The organism is Bradyrhizobium sp. AUGA SZCCT0105 (assembly GCF_018129565.1).
Taxonomy (GTDB): Bacteria; Pseudomonadota; Alphaproteobacteria; order Rhizobiales; family Xanthobacteraceae; genus Bradyrhizobium.
This window is the reverse complement of the sequence record NZ_JAFCMK010000005.1, coordinates 117205-140702: the sequence shown is the minus strand read 5'-3', so window position 1 is coordinate 140702 and position 23498 is coordinate 117205. Positions and strand designations below refer to the sequence as shown.

The following is a 23498-nucleotide window of genomic DNA, read 5'->3' as shown; positions in this document are numbered from 1 at the left end:
GCTCGCAGCCGGCAAAGACCACTCAAAGTGAGCCCCCGCACACAAGCGGGCCAGCCAGAGGAGACCAAGAGATGAAGACTTCCGCGATCCGCAAGGTGCTGCTCGGGGTTGCGATCACCACCAGCATGGGGATCGGCTACGCGATCGGCGCCCAGCCGCACATGGACGAGAGCCTTGCGATGCTGCAATCGGCGCGCGCCGAGCTCACCAGGGCGACGCCGAACAAGGGCGGCCACCGAGAGCGTGCGCTCGGCCTGATCGATCAGGCGATGGGCGAGGTGCGTGCCGGCATCGCGTTCGCTGGCGGCGGCTAGCGCACGAATTGGAGAAGCGCGCAGCGAATTTTTGAAGAGATCAACGAATGACTTTTGACATCAGCAGAGGACGACACTCATGACCAGATTGATTGCGGCCGCCTTCCTTCTCGCCTCGCTCGGCAGCGCCGGCGCCATGCCGCTCGCGCCCGTTACGCCCACCGAGAATCCCGATGTCATCGCGGTCGCCGGCGGCTGTGGCGGCGGCTGGCATCGCGGTCCCTATGGCGGCTGCCGCCGCAACTACGCGCGGCCGTGGATGCACGCCTGTCCGCGCGGCTGGTATCTCGGCCCGGGCGGCCGCTGCCGCGCCAACGGCACCTGAGCATTTCGGCACCCAGGCCTTTTCATCACGCCGGCGGCGGACGGAAACGTCCGCCGCTTTTGCGTTCGATCCACTTCGCTCGAAAACGCTCTAGAAGACGCCCTTGTTCATGGTTCTGAGCCGCTGGGCCAGCGTCCTCATCACCTTCAGCGCGAAATGCGGCGTCTGGCTGACGAGGAAGAGAAACTGCTTTTCCGAGACCGGGACGAGCTCGACATCGGTGAGCGCCGTGGCGGTCGCACTCCTCGGCTCGTTGTCGATCAATGCCATTTCGCCAAAGATCGTGTCGGCCGGCAGGTCCGTTATGGTCTTGTTGCCGACCTGAATGCGCACATAGCCGCTCTTGATCACGAACAGCTCGTTGGCCTCCTCGCCCTCGCGAAAAATAATGCCACCGGCTCGGACCAGGCGGGTTTCGATATCGTTGCCCGTCAGAAGGCTGAAGCTTGCATCTGCCACTCGAGATTCCTTTCCCCGAACCCGGATGCAGATCTCTTGCATCCGGTTGTCTTGCTGCTCCGGCTAAAACAAATGCGCGAACACGAAGTAGAGAATGCCAGAGATCAGCATCGCCACCGGCAAGGTCAGAACCCAGGCCATGGCGATGTTGCGGATTGTCGACCATTGCAGGCCGGACCCGTTTGCGGTCATGGTGCCTGCGATGCCGGATGACAGCACATGCGTCGTCGACACCGGCAAGCCGTATCCGTCTGCCGCGGCGATGGTCGCCGCCGCCGTGATCTCGGCGCAGGCGCCCTGCGCATAGGTCAGATGGGTCTTGCCGATCTTTTCACCCACCGTCACGACGATCCGCTTCCAGCCGACCATCGTGCCGAGGCCGAGCGCGATGGCGACCGCGATCTTCACCCAGGACGGGATGAATTTGGTCGCGGCATCCAGCGAGCCCTTGTAGCGATTGAGCGTCGCGACATCGGCATCGTTCAGCCCGCTGTCGCTGCTCTTCATGAGCGAGCGCAGCGCCTCCGATACCAGATACATGTCGTTACGCGTGTTGCCGACGGTCTCGGCCGGGAATTTCGCCAGCGAACCATACTGAATGACCTGGTCGCTGATTTCGCCGACGAGAACGGCGAGTGACGGATAGGTATCGTCGGTGAGTTGTCGAAGCGCGATGTAGTTCGTCACCGCCGGACGCGGATTGCCCGTCACCTTGCGATCGGCTCCCCTATCCTCGATCGCCTTGCTCGCCGCCGCCGAATTCGCGGTGAATGCCGCGATCTGGCTCGCAGGCATCGCGCGGTTGAGTGCGTAAGCGGTCGGGACCACGCCGATCAAGATGAGCATGATGAGACCCATGCCCTTTTGACCGTCGTTCGACCCGTGAAAGAAGCTGACCATGGTACAGGTCAGGATCAGGATGCCGCGGATCCACCACGGCGGCGGCTGATCGCCTTTCGGCTCGCCGAACAGCGCCGGCGTTGCGCGCAACAGCGCGGTTTTCAGCCCGTAGAGCAGGATGGCAGCGAGCGCAAATCCGAACAGCGGCGACAGCAGCAGCGCCTTGCCGGTGTTGACGGCCTGCGACCAATCCACGCCGGACGTCCCCTCCCGTCCATGCATCAGCGCATTCGCGATCCCCACGCCCATGATCGATCCGATCAGGGTGTGCGAACTCGAGGCGGGCAATCCGAAATACCAGGTGCCCACGTTCCAGATGATGGCGGCGATCAGCAGCGCAAACACCATGGCGAAGCCGGCACTGCTGCCGACCTGAAGGATCAGTTCGACCGGCAACAACGAGACGATGCCGAAGGCAACGGCACCGCTGGAGAGCAGGACGCCGATCAGATTGAAGAGGCCCGACCAGACCACGGCAATGTGGGCCGGCATCGAGCGCGTGTAGATTACGGTCGCGACGGCGTTCGCCGTGTCGTGAAAGCCGTTGACGAATTCGAAGCCGAGCGAGATCAACAGCGCCACGAACAGCAGCAGGAACGCCGCATAAGAGGTCTTGCCCGCGCCCGTCGCGCCGACGTCCGCGTAGATGCTGTAGGCCACGAACAGCAGCGCGGCTCCGATCACGCCGAGATAGATGATGCCGGTAAGAGGATGAAAGCCCTTCTCGAGATCGGGGCCGCGGCGCCGCGCGGGCTCAATCGAACCAGGTAACGCTACATCGCTCATATGATCGCCCTCACGGCCGCGGGAGGACAAAAGCGGCCATGTGACATTGGGACTACGTTTACATGACGCCCATATGACAGTTCCATGAAGGGCAATGCCCCCGGCTTTCAGCCGACGTCTAATACATTGACAAAATTACTATAATTGCGCGACCGGCTGCTCGCCATGCGTTGGCATGACCACCTGTCCGGCTGCGATGCGCTCAATGTGCCGCCCCGTCAGAAATCGCCGAGCATGTCAAAGCCGGCGACTTCTGTTTTCCCGAGGCAATGCGTACATGCCCTAATGCTGGGACGCCGGCTGTGCCGGCACGTGCTGCTCTTCGGCATATTTGTGCGCCAGCCAGGACGTGATCACGCCCGGGATGAAGCCGACCAGCCCGTAGAGGATGAACTGCACGGCGCCGCTTTCGGAGCCGTGCGAGGCGTAGGTCAGCGCCGCGCCGACGAACGCCACGAGACCTACGATCAGCATCCGCACCGTCGGTGTGATCCGCCGCATATGCATCAGGATGTCGTCGATCGCGCCGAACATCAGCGACGGCACGATGCCGAACAGATAATTGTATTGCAGCGACTTCACGAACACGACGAACAGCTTCGCCACTTCGCCGCCATTGGTCTCGGTCCAGTAGCCGGACTGATAGGTGGTCATGAGCAGCAGCAGGAAGCCGCCGATGAACGGCCCGATGGCTGCGAAGATCAGATAGCGTTTCATGGCGTGCCCCTGCCCGACATCAGGCGAGTGTAACGCAGTCACGCGACGGTTCTAGGGAAATTCGAAAGCGCCCGGTAATGTTCCGGGATCATCGCGTCGATGCGCTGCAACAGTTCGCTGCGATACGGAATCGCCCGGACTCAGCCGGGCGATGAGATCGTGAGGACCGAGGTGAGCGCTGAAGCTGTTACTCACCCCACGCCGCGAAGGCGTCGTTGAAGGCGCGCTCGCCGGGGGCGCCCTTTTCGATCGCGATGATGGCACGGCGCTGGTTGGTGTAGACCAGCGGCACGTCGAACCAGGAGCGCTCCTTCAAGAGCTGCAGATTGCGCGAACGGTCGGCGTCGACATTGGAGAGGCCGACCAGGAAGAAGCCGTCGGTGACCTTGACCGCGAGCCCGGCCAGCGGCGTGCCGCGCGCCTGCTCGTTGGACTTCATCAGGATGCCCGGCACGTTGCCGACGCCGCCATTGGCGAAGTCCTGCGGCAGGATGAAGGTCAATTCCGCGGTATGGCTCGCCGGCAGCGATGAATCGGTGTTGCGGCGGAACGACATCGTCATCTTGAACTTGCGATCGGGGATGTCGATGTCAGCGCGCACGGCGATGTCGGGCTTCTGGTTGCCCGATCCCTTGACCTGCTCGGTGCGCCAGACCACCGAACCGACATATTGCTTGCCCTTCGGATCCGACGGGTCCTCGTCATAGAGCACCACGCGCTGCGCTACCGGGGCGACCGGCTCGCCGGACGACGACGGCTGGCCGACGCGGTCGGTGATCTTCTTGCTCGAAGGCGTCGCCGTGGCGTCCTTCGGCGCCTCGACGGGGGCCGAGGATTTGAACAGGCTGCTGACAAGGGTAGCGGCCTGCTGGTGGAACAGAAAGCCGGTGCCGACCAGGATCAGCAGGATGCCGATCGCGATCGCGGTCTTGAACGGGAACATCGAACCGACACGCGGCCGCTTCGGCTCGCGCTCGGCATTGCTGACCCGCGAGCGTGGCGGCGGCGGCGCCTGGGGCGGCTGCGGGGCGTAGCGCTCCGCCTCCTCGATCGACTCGTCGTAGGAATACGGCGCCTCAGGATCGCCGCCGCGATTTTCGAGGCTCGGCTCGAGCCGGTCGAATTCCGGCGAGGGCGACGGCACGTTGGCGTAGGTCTTGCGCGCGTTGCGGCTGGCTTGCGCCGCGGCACGGCCGAGATCGTCGGCGTCGGCGGTGATGTCGCGGAAGCCGCGCACGCCCGGGGCGGCCGGCGGCGTCGGGGGCTGCGCGCCTTCGGGGCCCCGGCGCGGCGCAGCCGGCCGGGCCTGCGGCGCCTGGGTATCGGGGCCAGCAGGGGCCTGCGGGTTCTGCGGCCGCGGCGGGGCCGGCGGCGGCGCATCGGGGCGCAAATTGCGCGGCGGGCGCGGTTCGGCCGGCGGCCGCGGGCGCGCGGCATTGTCGGCGGAATTGGCCTCGGGCGGCCTTGCACTTGCCTCCGGCGGCCTTGGATTGGCCCGGCGCAGCGGGTCGCTGCTGCGGGCTGCCCCGCCGCCGGGGCGCGAGGCCTCGCGGGCGCGCTGCGCGGCCTCGGACTCGACCTTGCGCACCGCCTCTTCCAGCGACAGCCGCTCGCGGGTGATCTCGGATTCGGAGAGCGGCGGCTGCACGCCGCGGAGCTGCTGGATCAACGCCGTCCGCGCCCGCGCATACAGCGCACGGCGGGCTTCGCCGGGGGCGTTGGGGTCCAGTCCGGCGATGGCACGGGCGATCAGCGGGTAGTAGTCAGCCATTTCCACACAATTGGTGGGATATAGGTAATATCCCGTTAAGCCTCGAACGGATTCTGTACCAGAATAGTATCTTCACGTTCCGGACTAGTGGAAAGCAGGGTGACCGGGCACCCCACCAGCTCCTCGACCCGGCGGACATACTTGATGGCCTGGGCCGGCAGGTCCGCCCAGGACCGCGCATGGGCGGTCGGCTGCTTCCAGCCCTCGATGATCTCATAGATAGGCTCGATGCGGGCCTGCGCGCCCTCGCCTGCCGGCAGGTGGTCGATTTCCTTGCCGTCGAGCATGTAGCCGATGCAGACCTTGATGCTGTCGAACCCGTCGAGAATATCGAGCTTGGTCAGCGCCAGTCCGGCAATTCCGCAGGTGCGGACGGTCTGCCGCACCAGCATCGCGTCGAACCAGCCGACCCGGCGCTTGCGCCCGGTGTTGACGCCGAATTCCTTGCCGCGGCGGCCGATTTCCTCGCCGATCTCGTCGTTCAGCTCGGTCGGGAACGGACCCTGGCCGACCCGGGTGGTGTAGGCCTTGCAGATGCCGAGCACATAGCCGACGGCGCCCGGACCCATGCCGGTGCCGGTCGCGGCCTGTGCCGCCACCGTATTGGACGATGTCACATAGGGATAGGTGCCGTGGTCGACGTCGAGCAGCGCGCCCTGCGCGCCCTCGAACAGGATGCGCTTGCCCTCGCGGCGCTTGATATCCAGCAGCCGCCACACCGTCTCGGCATAGGGCAGCAGTTTCGGTGCGAACGCCGTCAGTTCGGCGAGGATGCCTTTGCCGTCGATCTCCTCCAGATTGTTGCCGCGGCGCAGCGCATTGTGGTGCGCCAGCAGGCGTTCGATCTTGTGCGGCAGGGTATCGAGATCGGCGAGATCCATCAGGCGGATGGCTCTACGGCCGACCTTGTCCTCATAGGCCGGGCCGATGCCGCGGCGGGTGGTGCCGATCGAGGTGACGGCGTTGGAGGATTCGCGCAGCGAGTCGAGCTCGCGATGCAGCGGCAGGATCAGCGTGACGTTCTCGGCGATCCGCAGATTGTCCGGTCCGACCGCAACGCCCTGCCCCTTCAGCTTGGCGACCTCGTCGAGGAAGGCCTGCGGATCGAACACCACGCCGTTGCCGATCACCGCGAGCTTGTTCGGGCGCAGCACGCCGGAGGGCAGCAGCGCCAGCTTGTAGGTCTCGCCATTGATCACGAGCGTATGGCCGGCATTGTGGCCGCCCTGGAAGCGCACGACGATGTCGGCCTGTTCCGACAGCCAGTCGACGATCTTGCCCTTCCCCTCGTCACCCCATTGGGCGCCGACGACGACAACATTGGCCATTGCGAAGATGTTCCCTTCAGGTGTTTCAGAGACCATGATCGCGGCGAAAACGCGTCCGCCCACAGCGACCATGCATGATATGCCCAGCCCAAACCGCGGCGCCCGGCCGCGCGCACGCAAGGCGCCTACCGGATAAAGGAAGCGGGTCGGCTGCGCAAGCAAGAAGGGGGTCGTTTGCTCCTTTTAGAGGGGCGACAAGCCTTTGATATCCCCTGAAAATTCCATGCCGCGCCCGGCCGCGCCGGACTGGCGGGAATTTAATGTTGGGGTGGCCTGACGCTGGCCGTACGGCCGATTGATCGCCGGGCCCATTGCGGCGATCATTCGCCCGTATCAACCGGCCCGGACCATGCCCAATTCGACACAAGCGACGATTGCGCTGCGCAAGCTAGGCATTGCCTTCAGGCTCCACACCTATGTCTACGATTCCAGCGCCGAGAGCATCGGGCTGCAGGCGGCGGAGGCGCTCGGCGTCGACCCGAACCGCATGCTCAAGACGCTGATGGCGGAGGTCGACGGCAAGCCGGTCTGCGCCGTGGTGCCGTCCGACTGCGAGGTCAGCATGAAGAAGCTTGCCGCAGCCCTCGGCGGCAAGTCGGCCAGGATGATGCGCCCGGCCGATGCCGAGCGGCTGACCGGCTATCATGTCGGCGGCATCAGCCCGTTCGGCCAGAAAAAGAAGGTGCCGACCGCGATCGACGAGACCGCGCTCACCCATGTCACCGTGTTCGTCAATGGCGGCCAGCGCGGCCTGCAGATCGAGATCGATCCGAACGACGCCGCGCTTGCCGCCGGCGCCACGATGAAGGCGCTGGTGGCGACGCAGGACTAGAGCTTCGGTTCCGATTGAATCAGAATCGAAGCTCTCGACTCTTGTTTTGACGCGTTTGCTTCACGCGAACCGGTGCCCACTTCGCGCGATCAATGCGAGGGCTTGTCCCTGTTGAACTCCGCGCCGACGTAGTCGGACAGGCCGGACAATTCCTCCGCCGAAATATCGTTGACGTTGAGCCTGAGCTGCATGATCGCGAGGTCGAGCAGATGTGCGGCGAAGGTCGCGCCGGCCGCCGTCACGATGCTGCGCTGCTCGATCAAGACAGCGATGACGTCGCGCAAGCTGCGCATTTGCACTTGATCCATGGCCCTCTGCCCGATGCTGGCCGTCGTGATGTGTGTTGTCATTGGGATACCGATTGTAATGTGCTGATGGACGCCGCGCTGGCGGATGAAATGTATGGCAGCCGCTCGGCTTCCTCGCCGAGATGCAGGATGCGCGATGGCAGCTCGCGGACTTCGATGTCGATCGTCATCGGCGGCGGAATCAGCGTCACCGAGGCTTTCGGCCAGGGCGCCGGATTCGGGCTGACGGCGGTGAAGCGATAGGCCGCGGCGATCTCGAGCGCGAGCAATTGCAACTCGAGCATCGCAACCCCCATCCCGGCGCAGGCGCGCGGGCCGGCGCCGAACGGGATGTAGGCGTCGGTGTTGTAGCGCCGCGTCATCATGAAGCGGTCGGGATCCTCGAAATGCCTGGGATCGCGCTGCAATTGCCAGGGACAGATCAACAGCGAGGTGCCGACCTTGAGGTCGCGCCCGCCGATCGTCACCGGCTGCATCACCTCGCGCGAGAACCACCAGGCGCTGGGATAGAGCCGGCAGACCTCCTTGACAAACGTCGCGCTCAGATTGGCGCGTTTCACCGCATCAAGCCGGAGTTCGCCATCGTCGCCAAGGCACTCCGCCGCCTCGTCGGCAATGTCGTCCATCAGAGCAGGATCGGCGGCCATCTGGTAGAACATCCACGCCGCAGTCGAACCGGTGGTGTGATGGCCGGCCAGCAGCAGTGTCAGGATCTCGTCCTCGAGATCGCGATCGCTCAGGCCGAGCGCCTCGAGATCGCGCAGCGCGCTGCTCGAGCCCGCCTTGCGGCGCAGGCGTTGCACCACCGTCGACATCGCAAGCTTGGCGCAGACCCGGTTCTGCCGGCGCCGGTACCAAGCCACCGGACCGAACGGCAACGCGCGGAACATCTCCTCGGCCAGATCGTCCTCGATCACGCCGACGGCCTGAACCAGCGCTTCCTCGTCGCCAGACGACATCACCTGGGAGCCGAAGATCGCGACGCAGATGGTCCGGAGCGCCAGCATCGCGGTGACATGGTGCGGATCGAACGATCCGAGCCGCGCCAGGCTGGCGCCGACCGCGCGGATTTCGGCGCACATATGCGGCAGGAATTTCTCGACGCTGCCCTTGGCCATGTGCTTCTGCAGCACCGTCCGGCGCCGCTTGTGCTCCTCGCCGCTCAGCATCAGCGAGCTGCGGCCGAGCACCGGCGTCAGCTTCTTGATCAGCTTGCCCTTTCCGATGTCGGTCTCCGGCGCCTTGAGGATCGGGCGCAGCAGATCGGGATCGTTCACCAGAAAGACCGGCGCAGGACCGAGCCGCAGGGGCACGAGCCCCAGCTCGGCCTCGTTGCCGCGCGTCAGCAACAGACGCAGCGGGTCACGCTGGAATGCTCGAACGTCCGAGAACATGTGAGGCATCGTGAATCTCCAATTGCCGTCCAAGGTCGAGGAATTTGGTCAGGCCGGGATTGTCGGCGAGACCAAGCGGGATTTCTCCGGCGAGCGCCGTCAGCGGGCGGCCCATGCGATCATTGCCGATCACCTGCGGCGGGCCGTAGCGGCGGGTGCGGATCTCCATGCGGGTGAGAAAGCGCTCATAGGAAAGGTCGGCGAGCGCCACGAGCGCCGCCGCCCCGCGCAGCTCGGCGAAGCGGAACATCAGCGCGTAGTTGACGCGTGCCGTCCGCGACCTCGCGACACCAGGCAGCACGCCGAAACGGCTGATTTCCCAGGCGTCGCGGCGGCTCGGAAAGCGGCGCACCGCAAGCTGCGGGAACACCGACTTGGTCAGATAGGGATAGTCGGTGCGGATCGCCCGGAAGCCACCGACCAGCTCGGCGCCTGCGAACAACAGGCAGTGCTCGGTATACCAGCTGTCGAACTGATCGCGTTCGACGTCGCCGGTCGTGCTCAGAAGCCAGCCGCAATGGTCGACGAACAGCCGCTTGCGCAGCCGCAACATCGCCCCGACATGCGCCGGATCAAGCTCTTCCCTGGTGATGAGTGCATGATATCCGTCCAATGAATGCGGCATTATCCTTTCCTCCAAATGCGGAACATCTGGAACGAAAGGGGCCAAATGTGGTACCCCCGGAAACCGGGGGTTTTAGTCAATGGGCCTGGTAGACGCGATTTCAACCATCGAGGCGTCGGATACCATCGACGAGCTCAGCTCGTCATTGCACCGTGTCATCCAGAACTACGGCTTCTCCGGCTTCGCCTTTGTCGATGCCGGCCGGCCCGACCTTGATCTGCCCTATCACATCGGCACCTTTCCCGACGCCTGGAAGCGGGCGTATGTGCAGAACGAGTTCGTCCATGCCGACCCGGCGCTGGCGCGGTCGCGACGCACCAACACGCCGTTCAGCTGGAGCAGCCTGAAGCTGCCGGAGCGCAGCGGACACAAGCGGGCGCCCGAGGCCAAGACGATGGATGCCGCGCGCGAGTTCGGATTCAAGGACGGCTTCGTGGTGCCGTTCCATTATCGCGACCGGCTCGGCGCCGTGCATTCGAGCTCGACGGTGTTCTTCTGGGAAGACCAGCCGCGCGACTTCGACAGACTGTTCGTCTGCCATCGCCATGAACTGCATCTGTTGATGATCTACTGGGTGCAGCGGGCGATGGACATCGTCAACCGCGACCAGCGCAACGCGCCGACCATCCTGAAGCCCGCCGACGCCGCCGAGACCATCAAGCTCACGGCACGGGAGAAGGAAGTGATCGCCTGGGCGGCGCGCGGCAAGACCGTGGCCGACACCGCGCAGATCCTCGGTATTTCGCCGGAGACGGTTGAAGGCTTCATCAAGCAGGCGCTGCGCAAGCTCGAGGCCTCCAACAAGACGCACGGGGTGGCGAAGAGCATCGCGCTCGGAATCATCGACCTGTAAGCGGCAACGCCGCGAACTGTAGCAAGGTCACACATCCGGGTTGGATTTGCCTCAATGATCGCCCCCAGATTGCATTCGCGTACGATCTTGATATTAAGGCTGCATAATTAAGGCTGCGGCCCGATGACAGGGATCTCAGACCATGGGTGCGTATTGCAGTGCCCACACGGCGCGACTGCTTGGCTGTCGTGAAAACACGGATCGTCCTGCAGGTCGCCGGGACCGATTGTCGATCCGGGTAATCCGTAGAAGTCCCGTCGCGACGAACCGCCGTTCCATTTGCTACCAATCATCGTCGCGGACATGCTGTCGACGGACGTAGCTGGAGATCGCCCAGGCGCACCATGAGCACATCGCAGGACGACCAGATCGATCAACTGGTGCAGGCGCGCTGGCGCGCAATCGGGCTGTCGCAGGCAGATCTCGCCGAGATCCTGTGCGCGGGCGCCTCCCTGCAAAAGAACGGCGTCGACGGCACCGTCAAGATCGATACCGGCCGCCTGGCGACCGTCGCCGAGATGCTCGGGGTCGCCGCCGACATCCTCAATCGCCGGCCCGCCACCCCGACGCAGACACACGGCGGCCATGCCTCGGAATCGCTGCAATCCTTGCTCGAGCTGCGCATGCTGCGGGTGTTCCGCGACGTCAAGGACCCCGACACCAAGCGGATCCTGATCGAGCTTGCCGAGCAGATCGTCAAGCGCCAGACCACGCCATCGGAGACCGGCTAGAGCGTGATCCGGAAAGGTGCGAGGCGGTTTTCCGGGAAGAGGATGCTCAAGTAAGAAGCCGTACCGAGCGGCGCGTGCTGCCGCCGCTGAGCGGCCCGGCAAAGCGCCATCGCGCCTTCCGTAAGGGGGCCTTCGCGCATGGTCGCGATGCGTCGATCACCATTGATAGAATGGCGGAATCCGTGTCTGTGACGGGTGCCGGGGCGATCCATACCGGCCCGGCGACGGCCGGGCAGGCGGGCCGCGGCGTCGTGAACCCGGGCCTTTCGCATGTCTGCCACCGATTCCACCACATCGCCTGCGTCCGGCTCCTGGATCGCCAACCAGCCATATCTGCTGCTCTGCATCACCGCGATGTGCTGGGCCGGCAATGCGATCGTCGGCCGGCTCGCCGCCGGCCATATTCCGCCGGTGACGCTGTCGTTCCTGCGCTGGTTCGTGGCGTTCCTGATCATCCTGCCGTTTGCCTGGAAGCACCTCGCCAGCGACTGGCCTGCCATCCGCAAGAATCTCGGCATCATGATGCTGCTGTCGATGACCGGCATCAGCGCCTTCAACACGCTGCAATACTGGGCGCTCGAGCACACCCAGGCGCTCAACACGCTGCTGCTGCAATCCTCCGTGCCGCTGATGGTCGCGCTGTGGTCGCTGATCCTGCTCGGCGCGCGGCTGACGCTGGCGCAGCTCTGCGGCGTCTTGCTGTCGCTCGCCGGCGTGCTGGTGATCCTGCTGCACGGCGATCTCACGACGCTGTCGAAGATCGAGTTCAACAAGGGCGACCTGATCTTCATCGCCGCGCTGGTGATCTTCGCGCTGTACTCGGTGCTGACCCTGAAGCGGCCCAAGATCCATGGCCTGTCGGTCGCGGCCTTCACCTTCGGCTGCGGCGCGCTGTTCCTGATCCCGTTCCTGATCTGGGAACTCGGCACGCGTCCGGTGATGCAGCTCACCACCAGCAATCTGCTGTCGCTGTTCTATGTCGCGGTATTCCCCTCGACGGTGGCCTATCTGTGCTTCAACCGCGGTGTGCAGCTGATCGGCGCCAACCGCGCCGCGCCGTTCTTCCACATGGTTCCGGTGTTCGGCACCATCATGTCGATCGTGTTCATCGGCGAGCATCCGCAGGCCTTCCATTTCATCGGCTTCGCGCTGGTGCTGGCCGGCGTCTTCGCGGCGTCGCGGAGGCAGAGCGCATGACTCTCCACTCCCTCTCCCCGCTCTTCGCGGGGAGAGGGTTGGGGTGAGGGGCTCGTTCAGCGGCGGCACTACCAGACGTACTCGCGGAGACTCCCCCTCACCCGGATCGCATCTTCGATGCGATCCGACCTCTCCCAAAGCGGGGCGAGGTGAAAGAAGAGGCGCGGTGACTATCGGCGGCAAATCCGCTATCTCTTGAGGTCTGCTTCGCGGACAGGTCCCCAACGCATGGCGCGCGCCAGCAATCTAGTGATCGGCACCCTGACGCTGGCTTTGATCGCCGGCTCGCTCGGCGGCTGGCTGGGCTATCAGCGCTATGCCGGCATCAAGCGGATGGTGCCGTTCCGCGTCGTGTTCGAGGGCTCGGCGTCGGGCCTGCGCCGCGGCGGCAGCGTCAACTTCGCCGGCGTGCGGATCGGCGAGGTGGTCTCGATCAGGCTCGACCGTCACCGCGTGGTCGCGATGACGCGGATCGAGGGCAACGCCCCGATCAAGAAGGACACCCAGGTCGGCCTCGAATTCCAGGGCCTCACCGGGATCGCCTCGATCTCCTTCACCGGCGGCACCGACGATGCGCCGCCGCCGCCGCTCGGCGCCGACGGCATTCCCGAGCTGACCGCCGACGCCGAAGGCACGATGGGCATCCAGGAGAAACTGCGGGTCGCCCTGCGCAATGTCGACCGCGTCATCACCGAGAACGAGGCCGACATCAAGGACTCGCTGCTCGGGCTCGAGAACTTCACCAACTCGCTGTCCGGCAATGGCGAGCTGATCGCGGGCTTCATCGATGCCGCCGAGGACGGCGTCGACGCGGTCGACAGCAAGTTGACGTCCGCCGACAAGTTCCTGAAGAGCTTCGGCAGCGACAAATATGGCGGCGAGCTGCTGCCGACCGTGATCTCGTTGCGCGAGCTGATCCAGAGTTTTGACAAGAAATCCGGCGCCATGATCGCCGAAACCCGCAGGACGCTCAGCGACGTCAGCCAGTCCGTCAACAAGTTCAACGAAAAAATTGTCGGGCGCGGTGGCAGGCGCTAGCCTCGCGTTCCACCCAAGAACCAAGAACAACGGAAACACTCGACGTGCACGACCGGACCGCAGCCCCTTCCCCGCCTCCCGCAACCGTCAACCGCGCGGCGAGCGCCGTGCCCCGGCATTTGCGGCGCTATCTCACGCTCGACGATTTCGAACCCCAGGCGCGGCGGCTGCTGCCGAAATTCCTCTACGGCTACATCTCCGGCGGCGCCGAGACCGACGCGGCACGGTCAGACAATCGCCGGGCCTTCGACGAATACGGCTTCGTGCCGCGGGTGCTGAAGGACGTCTCCGGCCGCGACCAGACCACGACGCTGTTCGGCAAGACCTACGCCTCGCCGTTCGGGATTCCGCCGATGGGCTCGTCCGCGCTGTGCGCCTATCGCGGCGACATCGTGCTGGCGCGGGCCGCGGCCGCGGCCAACGTCCCGATGATCCTCTCGGCCTCCTCGCTGATCACGCTGGAGGACGTCCGCGCCGCCAATCAGCAGGCCTGGTACCAGGCCTATCTCGCCGGGCTCGACGAACGCATCGAGCCGCTGGTCGATCGCGTCGCGGCGGCCGGCTACGACACCTTCGTCGTCACCGCCGACGTGCCGGTGCCGCCCAACCGCGAGAACAACATCCGCAACGGCTTCCAGGTGCCGCTCGAGATCACGCCGCTTGTGTTCTGGGACACCATCACCCATCCGGACTGGCTGCTGAACACCTGGGCACGCACCGTGTTCAATCACGGCATGCCACATTTCGAGAACATGGACGCCAAGCGGGGCCCGCCGGTGCTGTCCAAGAATTTGATGCGCAACATCGGCAGCCGCGATCAGCTTGCCTGGAAACACGTCGAGCTGATCCGCAAGCGCTGGCGCGGCAAGCTCGTGATCAAGGGGCTGATCTCGCCGGAGGATGCGCGGCTGGCGCGCGAGCATGGCTGCGATGGCGTGATGGTCTCCAACCATGGCGGCCGCCAGCTCGACCATACCGTCTCGGGCTTGCGCACCCTGCCGGAGATCGCGGCGCAGAAGGGCAGCATGACCGTGATGATGGACGGCGGCATCCGCCGCGGCACCGACGTGATCAAGGCGCTCGCGCTCGGTGCGGATTTCGTCTGGATCGGCCGCCCGTTCCTCTATGGCGCGGTGGTCGCAGGCGAAGCCGGCGTCTCGCGCGCGATCTCACTGCTGCACGCCGAGATCGACCGCGACCTCGCGCTGCTCGGCATCCGCAGCCTGAAAGAGATCACGGCGGACCTGGTGCGGAAATATTGAGCTCAGGCGTAGCGCGCGGCGCCCATGCAGAGCGCGGTGATCGCGAGCAGCCCGGCCGCGATGCGCTGGGCGACCGCGAGCCGCGAACGTGCGGCTGACGGTTCGGCCGCGCCATTGCGCAGCTGCCGGATAGCGCCGCCGCCGACGATGATCTGCACGGCAATGGCGGCCAGCGCGGCCAGCGCGCCGCCTGCCAGGATCTGCTCCGACAGCGCGAACGAACCTTCATGGACCAGCCGCCACAGCGTGGCACCGGTCAGGATCGCAACCGTCGCCGCGCCGATTTGCGGGACCAGCAGCTTCTCGCCACCGAGGCCGCCGGTACGCGCCAAAGTGAAGCTGGAGCCGGCCCAAAACACCGATGACAGGACGTGAAGGGACAGGGCTATGATGAGGACGGTCTGCATGATCTCGCTCCAAAGGGCATCGGAAATTAGATATACATAATGTATAGTCAATCTGACGAAAGCAAGGCCAACGGATGCCGCCGCGCAGTTATGTGAGCCCGGCGCGTAGCGCCGCCGCCGCCGAGACCCGCGAGCGCGTGATCGAGGCCGCCTCGCGCACGCTGCGCGAAGGCGAGAGCATTGCGCGCTTCTCGCTGGATACGGTGGCAAAGGCCGCCGGCGTGACGCGGCTGACGGTCTATAACCAGTTCGGCTCGCGGCGCGGACTGCTCGAAGCCGTGTTCGACGAGATCGCGCGCCATGGCGGGCTGCATCAGCTCGCCGACGCCATGGCGATGGCCGATCCGCGCGCCGCGCTCGACCGCATGGTCGAGATCTTCTGCGGCTTCTGGAGCCGCGATTCCGCGGTCGGACGCCTGCACGACGCGATGGCGACCGATCCCGAGTTCGCCGAAGCCGTGCGCGAGCGCAACGAACGCCGCCGCCGCGGCGTCACCGCATTGATCGACCGCATCGCGGGCAAGGGCGCGCCGCCGCAGGCCCGCAAGGACGCCGTCGACCTGATCTTCGCGCTGACAAGCTATCCGACCTTCGCCTCGCTGAGCGCGGGGCGGTCTCGGGATGAGGTCTGCCGGGTGGTGCAGGCGGCCTGCCGCGCGGCGTTGGGCCTGCTCTCAAACCCGTCATCCTGAGGCGCGAGCGCAGCGAGCCTCGAAGGATGAATCGGCCACAGCCGGGCCGTCGACCCTTCGAGGGCCGCTGAAGAAGCGGTGACGGAGATGGAGATGGATTGGCGTACACGGGTTCAGTCAAGCGACGTGCGTCTTGCTACTCGCCGACCTTGAACTTGCTGTAGGCCTCGCGCGTCGCGATGATGACGTGCTCCTCGCAGCCGTTGCGGCGATGCGGGTCGCAGCGGGTCTCGTAGTCGGCCGAGGTCATCATGTCGAGGAAGGCCGCGACGCTCGGGTAATAGACCAGCGCAAGGTAATCCCAGCGCTGGCCGGCCGGCTCGCCCAGCGCGACCGTCTCGGCGCTGCCGGTCCAGAGCAGCGTGCCGCCGCGTGCCTTGATCATGGGGACGGTGAGCGCGCTGTAGCGCAGATAGGCATCCCAGCCCGAGCCGTCGCCGTCGAGCGACCGCTGGCGAAATCGCATCAGATTGACCATCACGACCGGAGCCTCTTGATCCAGTTCGCCCAAGCCTTTGACGTTCAAGAGATCGACACCCATCCACCAGCTCCCGCCCAAAGTCGCATCAGTCCTAGCCGGGTCGGACCGGCCGCAACGATTATGTCACATCGCGGGACTACCCTGAAATGCCGGCAGGCCGTAAGCTCGTCACCCGATCTCGGAGGTCAATGCCGTGATGACCCTTCCCGAACTTGCGGCCGACGCGCTCGGCAAATTCCTCGGCGAATACATGCAGCGCCGGTTCGGCTCTTCGCAGACCCAGCTGGTCGAGATGGTGCCGTCGATCGCGCGGATCGCGATCGAATGCATCGGCAACAGCGACGCGCTGTATCACAATGTCGAGCACACCATGCTGGTGACCCTGGCCGGCCACGCCATCCTGCGCGGCCGCGCGCTGCACTCGCACATGAGCGCCGAGGACTATGCGCATGTCATCGTCGCCTGCCTCACCCATGACATCGGCTATGTGCGCGGGCTGTTCGATGCCGACGACCAGGACGGCTATCTGGTCGCAGCCGACGGCCGCAAGGTGATCCTGCCGCGCGGCTCGTCGGATGCGGCGCTGATGTCCTATCACGTCGACCGTTCGAAGATCTTCGTGATGGAGCGGCTCAAGGGCGTCGCCCAGCTCGACAAGGAGCGCATCGCGCGCGCCATCGAGGGCACCCGCTTTCCACAGAGCGCGCCGGACGGGAATGAGGAATTCGGCGAGGAGGCCATCCTGCTGCGGGCCGCCGACCTGATCGGCCAGCTCGGCGATCCCCATTACATCCGCAAGGCCAACGCGCTGTACCTCGAATTCGAGGAGGCCGGACTGAACCGCCAGCTCGGCTACGATTCGCCGGCCGACCTCGTCGACCTCTATCCGCGCTTCTACTGGGACAGCGTCGCGCCGCACGTGCAGAAGGCGATCCGCCACCTCAACATCACCTCCAGCGGACGGCAATGGATCGCCAATCTCTACGGCAACGTGTTTCGCGCCGAGCGCGACATCTCGCTGTCGGGGCCGCAGAAATAGGTCGAAGGCCGCGCAGGCCCGCACGCAAGAAACTATCCCCGTCATCCTGAGGCGCGAGCGAAGCGAGCCTCGAAGGATGAATCGGCCACAGTCGGGCCGTGCATCCTTCGAGGCTCGCCGAAGGGGCTCGCACCTCAGGATGACGGAATTCAGTTCTGTTACTCGGATCCCCCGCGGGCGATGACGCCTTATCGGTGTGGCTCCCGCGACAGATTGAGCCCCCGCACGCATGGCTCCAATCCGCTCTTTCGTCTTGTGGCGGCGGCGGATTCGGGCACAACATCCACCCGATAATGACCGCCTTGCCCGCACCTGCCACATCCCCGCGCTATCAGCCGCTGCACTGGCTCAACAACCAGCCTTATCTGCTGCTGAGCCTGACGTCGCTGTTCTGGGCCGCCAATATCGTGCTGGCGCGGCATGTCGGCAGCCATGTGCCGCCGGTCACGCTGACCACGATCCGCTGGTTCGGCGTGTTCCTGATCCTGCTGCCGTTCGCCTGGCCGCATCTGAAGGAGGACTGGCCGAAGCTGCGCAAGGCGCTGCCGCTGATGCTGCTGTTGTCCGCGGTCGGCTTCGCGTTCAACAACGCGATCTCCTACTGGGCGATGCAATATACCGAGGCGTTGAACGCGCTCTTGATCCAGTCGGCGGGGCCGCTGTTCGTGGCGCTGTGGTCGCTGATCCTGTTCGGCGTCCGGTTGACGCCGGCGCAGCTTGCCGGCATCGCGATCTCGCTGGCCGGCGTGCTGACCATCATCCTGCGCGGCGATTTCTCGGCGCTCGCCAGCATCAGCTTCAACCGCGGTGACATCATGTTCGGCGCCTCGCTGGTGTCGTTCGGACTCTATTCGGCGCTGATCCCGCGGCGGCCGAAAATCCATCAGCTCTCGCTGATCTCGTTCACCACCTGCTGCGGTGCGCTGATGCTGTTGCCGATGGCGGTCTGGGAATTCTTAAACGGCGTGACGCTGAAGCTCGACGTTCTGACCTTTGCCACGCTGGGCTACACGCTGATCTTCCCGTCCACGCTCGCCTATCTGTTCTTCAACCGCGGCGTCGCATTGATCGGCCCGAACCGCGCGGCGCCGTTCTTCCATCTGGTGCCGGTGTTCGGCTCGGCGATGGCGATCCTGCTGCTCGGCGAGACGCTCGCACCGTACCATCTGATCGGCTACGCGCTGGTGCTCGCCGGCGTCATCATCGCTTCGCGGCAAGGATCCGCGAAGGGTTAGCCGACGCCGCGGATACGGCTAGCCTGCCTTGCGCAAGCCGGCGGATTTGCGCGGCGATTGTGGCTTTGCCGCCAGCGTTTCCGTGATGAAGTCGATGAACCGCCTCACCTTGGCCGGCACGTGGCTACGCGAGGCGTAATAGACGTAGAGCGGAAAACGCTCGTCGGGCCAGTCCGGAAACAGCTCGATCAGCGCGCCGCTCCGCAGGTGATCGTCGAGGCCGAGATCAATCACCTGCGCGATGCCGAAGCCGGCCAGGCAAGCGCCGAGCTTGGTTCCTGAATCGGTCACGGTGAGCCGCCCGTTGACCGCGACCGGCACGACCTCGCCGCCGCGCCAAAACTCCCAATCGAAAGGACGCCCGGTCGCCGCGTCGATGGCCAGGATGCACTGATGATCGCGGCTCGCCAGCTCCCGCGGATCAAGCGGCCGGCCATGTCGTTCGAGATAGTTCGGCGAGGCCACGGTGAGCACGCGCGCATCGAGGACGCGGCGCGCAATCAGCGCCGACGGCGCCGGCTCGCCGAAACGCACCGCCAGGTCAAAACCGTCGCTGACCAGATCCGCGATCCGGTCGCGGGTCTCGATGCGCAGCTCCATGCCTGGATTCTGCAGCAGGAACTCGCTCAGCTTCGGCGACAGCACCATGCGGGAGAACAGCGGGTCGACATTGACCCGCAGCCTGCCGCGGACCGCGTCGCGCGATTTCGAGGTCTCCGCCGCCGCCTCGCCGATCCCGGCCAGATGGGCGGCGACCCGTTCGACCAGCGCGCGTCCTTCCTCGGTGAGCTCGACGGCGCGGCTGGTGCGGTGAACCAGCCTGGCATCGAGGCGCGCCTCGAGCTTGGCGATCGCCTTGCTGACCCCGGATTGCGTCATGCCGAGCCGTGCGGCGGCCCGGCCAAAACTGCGCGCATCCGCCAGCGCCGCGAGGACCACCAGGCCGCCAACCAGCCGACCGTCAACTTCGTCCATGCCGATGCCTCTCAGTCATCCAAGAGATGACCGCCCAGTCGTAGCACTCCGCCACCATATCGGCCACTGTCGGCGCAGATCACCGGCTCGATCCGGTGAGACCACCGCCACATCATCCGCTACGGAGATCTTGCAATGAGCGACATCCAGGCCATCGCATCCGCGATCGATGGATATTTCAACCTGATGTATGACGTCGACGATAGCCGGTTCCGCGACGTCTTCTCCGATGCCTGCATCGTGCACGGCATCCGGGACGGCAAGCACACGGTGCGGTCGGCCGCCGAATTTCGCGACTTTATCCGCAGCCGTCCCTCGCCGGCGTCGATGAAATCGCCGCGCGATGAGGCCATCATCAGCATCGACCAGACCGCGTCCGATCTGGCCATCGCCAAGGTGCGCGTCAGGGCCGGCCAAACCGGCTTCATCGATCATCTCGTGTTTCATCGGATCGACGGCAGGTGGCTCATCACCACCAAGGCGTTTCACGTCGCGCAGGTCTTCCCGGCGGGATTGTAGCGTCGCCCACGGCTGGTTTTCGGAATATTAGAAATGTGACACTGATTTGCCCGACGTGTCAAGTCGGCTGGTCGCACGCCGGCCGTCACCGGCTACTTTGCATGGGGTTGTTTTCGATATTTTTGGCAGCGCGCCCCTGCAAAGCCTGCCAATTCCGTCACAGTCGTGGAATGCGCTGGGTGGGTTGCGCTTCGCAAGCTAACCCACCCTACCCGATCCGTTACGCCGCACGCACCTTCTGCAGGAACTCGTCGACCGCGTTGCGCAGCATCCCCGACTGGGTGTCGAGTTCGCGCGCATTCGACAGCACGTCGCCGGCCGCGGTGCCGGTTGCGGCGGCCGCGGTGGTGACGCCGCCGATATGGGCGGAGATCTCGCTCGAGCCGGCCGCGACCTGCTGAATGTTGCGCGCGATCTCGCGCGTCGCATCGCCCTGCTGGTCGATCGCGGTCGAGATCGAGGCCGTGATCTCGCTCATCTGCGCGATGGTCGCGGTGATGCCGCCGATCGAGGTCACCGCCTCGCCGGTCGAAGCCTGCATCGCCGCGACCTGCGCCGAGATCTCCTCGGTCGCCTTCGCGGTCTGGTTGGCCAGCGCCTTCACCTCGGAGGCGACCACCGCGAAGCCACGGCCGGATTCGCCGGCGCGCGCCGCCTCGATGGTGGCGTTGAGCGCGAGCAAGTTGGTCTGGGCGGCGATCGAGTGGATCAGCTTGACCACCTCGCCGATCTTCTCGGCGCCGGTCGAGAGCGCCTGCACGGTCGCATTGGTGCGCTCGGCATCGGCCACCGCCTGGCTAGCGACCTCGCTGGAGCGGGCCACCTGGCGGGAGATTTCCGCAACGGAGCTGGAGAGCTCTTCGGCCGCCGCGGCGACGGTGCCGACATTGTTGGAGGCAGAGTCGGAGGCGGCACCCACGGTCGCGGCCCGCGCGCTGGCGTCGCTGGCGGTTGCGGTCATCGACTGCGCCGTGGTCTGCATGCCGGCGGCGGCGGAGGCCACGGTGCGGACGATGCCGTTCACGCTGCGCTCGAAATCGCTGGCAAGGTCCTGCATCGCGCTGCGCCGCTCGGCGGTGGCGCGCGCCTGCGTCTCGGCCTCGGCCTGCTCGAGGCCGCGGATACGGATCGCATTGTCCTTGAAGACCTGCACGGTAGCCGCCATCCCGCCGACCTCGTCGCCACGGCCGACGCCGGGAATGTCACCGTCGAGCTTGCCGTCCGCGATGTCGCGCATGCGCGCACCAAGGAGGTTCAGCGGCCGGGAAATGCTGCGCCCGATCAGCCAGGCGACCGAACTCGAGATGATGCCGATGCCGATGATCGCGAGCCCGAGCAACCAGGCAATGGGACGCATCTTGGCGTCGATATCGTCGAGATAGGCGCCGGTGCCGAGATACATATCGAAGCCAGGCACTGCGACCGCGTAACCAAGCTTCCGGATCGGCGTCTCCTGACCAGGCTTCACGTATTCATAGAACAGCAGAATCTCGCCCTTGGCCTTCACGCCATCCATCAGCTCCTGCGACAGCTTGCGGCCATTGGTTACGACGTCCATCCGGTTGGTGCCAACCTGCTTCGGATCGGGTGCCAGCACCGTGATGCCGTTGTAGTCCGTGCCGAACAGATAGCCCGAGCCGTTATCGTAGGTCATCGCGTTACCGCGCTTGCCCAACTCGGCCAGTGCCGCTTCCTTGGTCATCTTTCCGGCGTCGACATCCTTCTTCAGGCTCGCTGCCATGTTCCTGGCCATATCGACCATGGCCTTGGCCTGGTCGATGCGCGCATTCGTCATCTCACGCTGCATCAGATTGATCGCCAGGATGCCGGCCGCGCACAGGCCGAGGAGCGCCACCCCCACCAGAATGCCGAGCTTGGGGGTGATTTTCAGATTTGACAGCTTCACGGTGATCTCCAGAAGAGGCGGGGAACGCGACGCGATTGGCGGATTGATTCCGCTCACCGTAATGTGAGACCCTTTACCTGATGGTTACGGAGGTTCCCCGTAGAAGCCCGGAGAATCGGGCCGCGGACCAACCGGCAATTGTGGAGAGAACAGCGCCGCTCGCGTAGAAGTAGGGACAGCGGTGGTCCAGGCCGCGCTCCGACAAGCAAGAACATCAAGAAGCAAACCAGCAAGAAGCAAGAACAGAAGACCTCAATCGGGAGCAGACAATGTCGAAATTCAGGGTGGTGACGCCGAAGGGCGCGAGCTTCACGGTCGCCGGCGGCGGCTATGATTATGAGCGCGAGGCGCTCGATCCGATCGGCGCCGAGATCGTCGAGGCGCCGGCCAACGAGGCCGAATTCATCGCGGCCGCGCGCACCGCGGACGCGATCTACGCCAAGGGCATGCCGATCACCAAGGCGGTGATCGATGCGCTGGAGAACTGCAAGGTGATCACGCTCGGCAGCGTCGGCGTCGACTCGGTCGACGTCAAGGCCGCGACCGCCCGCGGCATCCCCGTCACCAACATCCCCGACACCTTCATCGAGGAGGTTGCCGACCACGCCATGATGCTACTGCTCGCAGGCTTCCGCCGCCTGATCGAGCAGGACAAGATGGTGCGCTCAGGCCGCTGGGCCGAGGGCCGCCCGGCGCTCCTGAAGATTCCACGGCTGATGGGCCAGACGCTCGGCTTCATCTCGTTCGGCCGCGTCGCCCGCGCGGTGGCGAAGCGCGCCGCGCCGTTCGGCCTCAGGATGGTGGCCTACGATCCCTTCATCCAGGAAACGCTGATGTACGACCACGGCGTGATTCCCTCGACGCTGTCGGAGGTGCTGTCGCAGTCGGATTTCGTCTCGATGCACGCCCCGGCGCGGCCCGAAGTGCATCACATGCTGACCGAGAAGCATTTTCGTCAGATGAAAAAATCGGCCATCTTCATCAACACCGGCCGCGGCGCCACCGTCGACGAGGAATCGCTGATCAAGGCGCTGCAGGAGGGCTGGATCGCCCACGCCGCGCTCGACGTGCTGGAGAAGGAGCCCCCGTCACACAACAATCCGATGCTCGGGATGGACAATGTTACCTTGACCGCCCATGTCGCCTCGGCATCGGCACGTTTTGACGAGGCGCGCAAGCGCCGGGTGGGCTACGAATTGTCACTAGTGCTGCAAGGCATGTGGCCGGTAAGCTGCGTCAACCCGTCGGTGCTGCAAGACACCGCGCTGCGCCGCTGGCAGCCCGTCAGCATGGATCGCGGTCCGAACAGCTGAGGCGGGAATGCGCTTTTCGCGCGAGGGCCCGTCATGCGGGCCCTTTGCGTGGCGGGCGCACCGAGACCACAAGACCCTTCACCGGCGGCCA

25 protein-coding genes are annotated in these 23498 nt (G+C 65.2%); 13 read left to right on the top strand and 12 right to left on the bottom strand.

Translation table 11 applies throughout. The annotated features are described in order from the left end of the window. Nucleotides 1-71: 71 nt before the first annotated feature. Both JQ573_RS23705 and JQ573_RS23700 read left to right on the top strand, forming a co-directional pair. Entirely contained in the window at nt 72-314 is a 243-nt protein-coding gene (locus JQ573_RS23705) for a hypothetical protein (protein WP_212316115.1), read from the top strand. 79 nt (nt 315-393) lie between these two features. Continuing rightward, complete coding sequence (locus tag JQ573_RS23700; protein WP_212316117.1) at nt 394-639, top strand: GCG_CRPN prefix-to-repeats domain-containing protein; 246 nt, start codon at nt 394-396, stop codon at nt 637-639. 90 nt (nt 640-729) lie between these two features. Here the strand turns inward: JQ573_RS23700 and JQ573_RS23695 are convergent, their stop codons facing one another. The 5 genes from JQ573_RS23695 to JQ573_RS23675 all read right to left on the bottom strand — a co-directional run bounded on the left by JQ573_RS23695 (nt 730) and on the right by JQ573_RS23675 (nt 6600). Beyond that, nucleotides 730-1140 carry a Crp/Fnr family transcriptional regulator gene (locus tag JQ573_RS23695; RefSeq protein WP_212316119.1) on the bottom strand — a complete coding sequence of 137 codons (411 nt, stop codon included), beginning with the start codon at nt 1138-1140 and terminating at the stop codon, nt 730-732. 21 nt (nt 1141-1161) lie between these two features. Then, nucleotides 1162-2784 carry an inorganic phosphate transporter gene (locus JQ573_RS23690; protein WP_212316121.1) on the bottom strand — a complete coding sequence of 541 codons (1623 nt, stop codon included), beginning with the start codon at nt 2782-2784 and terminating at the stop codon, nt 1162-1164. A gap of 282 nt (nt 2785-3066) precedes the next feature. Next, complete coding sequence (locus tag JQ573_RS23685; protein ID WP_212316123.1) at nt 3067-3501, bottom strand: DUF5413 family protein; 435 nt, start codon at nt 3499-3501, stop codon at nt 3067-3069. A gap of 187 nt (nt 3502-3688) precedes the next feature. After that, nucleotides 3689-5272 carry a hypothetical protein gene (locus tag JQ573_RS23680; RefSeq protein ID WP_212316125.1) on the bottom strand — a complete coding sequence of 528 codons (1584 nt, stop codon included), beginning with the start codon at nt 5270-5272 and terminating at the stop codon, nt 3689-3691. Nucleotides 5273-5307: 35 nt separating this feature from the next. Then, nucleotides 5308-6600 carry an adenylosuccinate synthase gene (locus JQ573_RS23675; protein WP_212316127.1) on the bottom strand — a complete coding sequence of 431 codons (1293 nt, stop codon included), beginning with the start codon at nt 6598-6600 and terminating at the stop codon, nt 5308-5310. Between the two features lie 349 nt (nt 6601-6949). On the opposite strand from JQ573_RS23675, the gene ybaK reads away from it, so the two are divergent. Beyond that, nucleotides 6950-7432, top strand: coding sequence for a Cys-tRNA(Pro) deacylase (gene ybaK / locus JQ573_RS23670; protein WP_212316129.1), 483 nt, complete (start codon nt 6950-6952; stop codon nt 7430-7432). Between the two features lie 89 nt (nt 7433-7521). On the opposite strand, the gene JQ573_RS23665 is transcribed toward ybaK, so the two are convergent. The 3 genes from JQ573_RS23665 to JQ573_RS23655 are packed head-to-tail and all read right to left on the bottom strand — an operon-like array spanning nt 7522 to nt 9759. Further along, on the bottom strand, nt 7522-7740 hold the full coding sequence (locus tag JQ573_RS23665) for a hypothetical protein (RefSeq protein WP_092117320.1): 219 nt from the start codon (nt 7738-7740) through the stop codon (nt 7522-7524). A gap of 38 nt (nt 7741-7778) precedes the next feature. Then, entirely contained in the window at nt 7779-9143 is a 1365-nt protein-coding gene (locus JQ573_RS23660; protein ID WP_249132209.1) for a cytochrome P450, read from the bottom strand. Beyond that, nucleotides 9103-9759 carry an acyl-homoserine-lactone synthase gene (locus JQ573_RS23655; protein WP_212316130.1) on the bottom strand — a complete coding sequence of 219 codons (657 nt, stop codon included), beginning with the start codon at nt 9757-9759 and terminating at the stop codon, nt 9103-9105. The genes JQ573_RS23660 and JQ573_RS23655 overlap by 41 nt, the downstream gene beginning before the upstream one ends. A 79-nt stretch (nt 9760-9838) precedes the next feature. On the opposite strand from JQ573_RS23655, the gene JQ573_RS23650 reads away from it, so the two are divergent. The 5 genes from JQ573_RS23650 to JQ573_RS23630 all read left to right on the top strand — a co-directional run bounded on the left by JQ573_RS23650 (nt 9839) and on the right by JQ573_RS23630 (nt 14840). Beyond that, nucleotides 9839-10612 (top strand): LuxR family transcriptional regulator, encoded by a 774-nt coding sequence (locus tag JQ573_RS23650; RefSeq protein ID WP_212316132.1) that lies wholly within the window; start codon nt 9839-9841, stop codon nt 10610-10612. A 344-nt stretch (nt 10613-10956) separates the two neighbouring features. Continuing rightward, a complete protein-coding gene (locus JQ573_RS23645) occupies nt 10957-11343 on the top strand; it encodes a hypothetical protein (protein WP_212316134.1) in 387 nt (128 codons plus the stop codon). Nucleotides 11344-11613: 270 nt separating this feature from the next. Beyond that, a complete protein-coding gene (locus JQ573_RS23640; RefSeq protein WP_212316136.1) occupies nt 11614-12540 on the top strand; it encodes a DMT family transporter in 927 nt (308 codons plus the stop codon). 228 nt (nt 12541-12768) lie between these two features. Next, the gene (locus JQ573_RS23635) at nt 12769-13578 is read left to right on the top strand and encodes an MlaD family protein (RefSeq protein ID WP_212316138.1); all 810 of its coding nucleotides are present in this window, start codon (nt 12769-12771) and stop codon (nt 13576-13578) included. Nucleotides 13579-13685: 107 nt separating this feature from the next. Beyond that, nucleotides 13686-14840 carry an alpha-hydroxy acid oxidase gene (locus tag JQ573_RS23630; protein WP_212316140.1) on the top strand — a complete coding sequence of 385 codons (1155 nt, stop codon included), beginning with the start codon at nt 13686-13688 and terminating at the stop codon, nt 14838-14840. Nucleotides 14841-14842: 2 nt separating this feature from the next. Here JQ573_RS23630 and JQ573_RS23625 read toward each other — a convergent pair whose 3' ends face one another. After that, nucleotides 14843-15247: a hypothetical protein gene (locus JQ573_RS23625; protein WP_212316141.1), complete on the bottom strand. Its 405-nt coding sequence runs from the start codon at nt 15245-15247 to the stop codon at nt 14843-14845. Between the two features lie 74 nt (nt 15248-15321). Between JQ573_RS23625 and JQ573_RS23620 the strand changes: the two genes are divergently transcribed. Continuing rightward, nucleotides 15322-15939, top strand: a complete 618-nt coding sequence (locus JQ573_RS23620) for a TetR/AcrR family transcriptional regulator (RefSeq protein ID WP_212316143.1) — start codon at nt 15322-15324, stop codon at nt 15937-15939. Nucleotides 15940-16075: 136 nt separating this feature from the next. Here the strand turns inward: JQ573_RS23620 and JQ573_RS23615 are convergent, their stop codons facing one another. Then, nucleotides 16076-16480, bottom strand: a complete 405-nt coding sequence (locus JQ573_RS23615) for a DUF1330 domain-containing protein (RefSeq protein ID WP_212316145.1) — start codon at nt 16478-16480, stop codon at nt 16076-16078. Between the two features lie 133 nt (nt 16481-16613). On the opposite strand from JQ573_RS23615, the gene JQ573_RS23610 reads away from it, so the two are divergent. Together JQ573_RS23610 and JQ573_RS23605 are read left to right on the top strand one after the other, a co-directional pair. Then, entirely contained in the window at nt 16614-17459 is an 846-nt protein-coding gene (locus JQ573_RS23610) for a metal-dependent phosphohydrolase (RefSeq protein WP_212316147.1), read from the top strand. 293 nt (nt 17460-17752) lie between these two features. Further along, nucleotides 17753-18694, top strand: a complete 942-nt coding sequence (locus tag JQ573_RS23605) for a DMT family transporter (protein WP_212316149.1) — start codon at nt 17753-17755, stop codon at nt 18692-18694. Between the two features lie 18 nt (nt 18695-18712). Here JQ573_RS23605 and JQ573_RS23600 read toward each other — a convergent pair whose 3' ends face one another. Continuing rightward, complete coding sequence (locus JQ573_RS23600) at nt 18713-19669, bottom strand: LysR family transcriptional regulator (protein WP_212316150.1); 957 nt, start codon at nt 19667-19669, stop codon at nt 18713-18715. Nucleotides 19670-19804: 135 nt separating this feature from the next. Between JQ573_RS23600 and JQ573_RS23595 the strand changes: the two genes are divergently transcribed. Then, entirely contained in the window at nt 19805-20188 is a 384-nt protein-coding gene (locus JQ573_RS23595) for a nuclear transport factor 2 family protein (RefSeq protein WP_212316152.1), read from the top strand. A gap of 220 nt (nt 20189-20408) precedes the next feature. On the opposite strand, the gene JQ573_RS23590 is transcribed toward JQ573_RS23595, so the two are convergent. Continuing rightward, complete coding sequence (locus JQ573_RS23590) at nt 20409-22094, bottom strand: methyl-accepting chemotaxis protein (protein WP_212316154.1); 1686 nt, start codon at nt 22092-22094, stop codon at nt 20409-20411. 269 nt (nt 22095-22363) lie between these two features. On the opposite strand from JQ573_RS23590, the gene JQ573_RS23585 reads away from it, so the two are divergent. Then, complete coding sequence (locus tag JQ573_RS23585; RefSeq protein ID WP_212316156.1) at nt 22364-23407, top strand: C-terminal binding protein; 1044 nt, start codon at nt 22364-22366, stop codon at nt 23405-23407. The last annotated feature ends 91 nt before the right edge of the window (nt 23408-23498 follow it).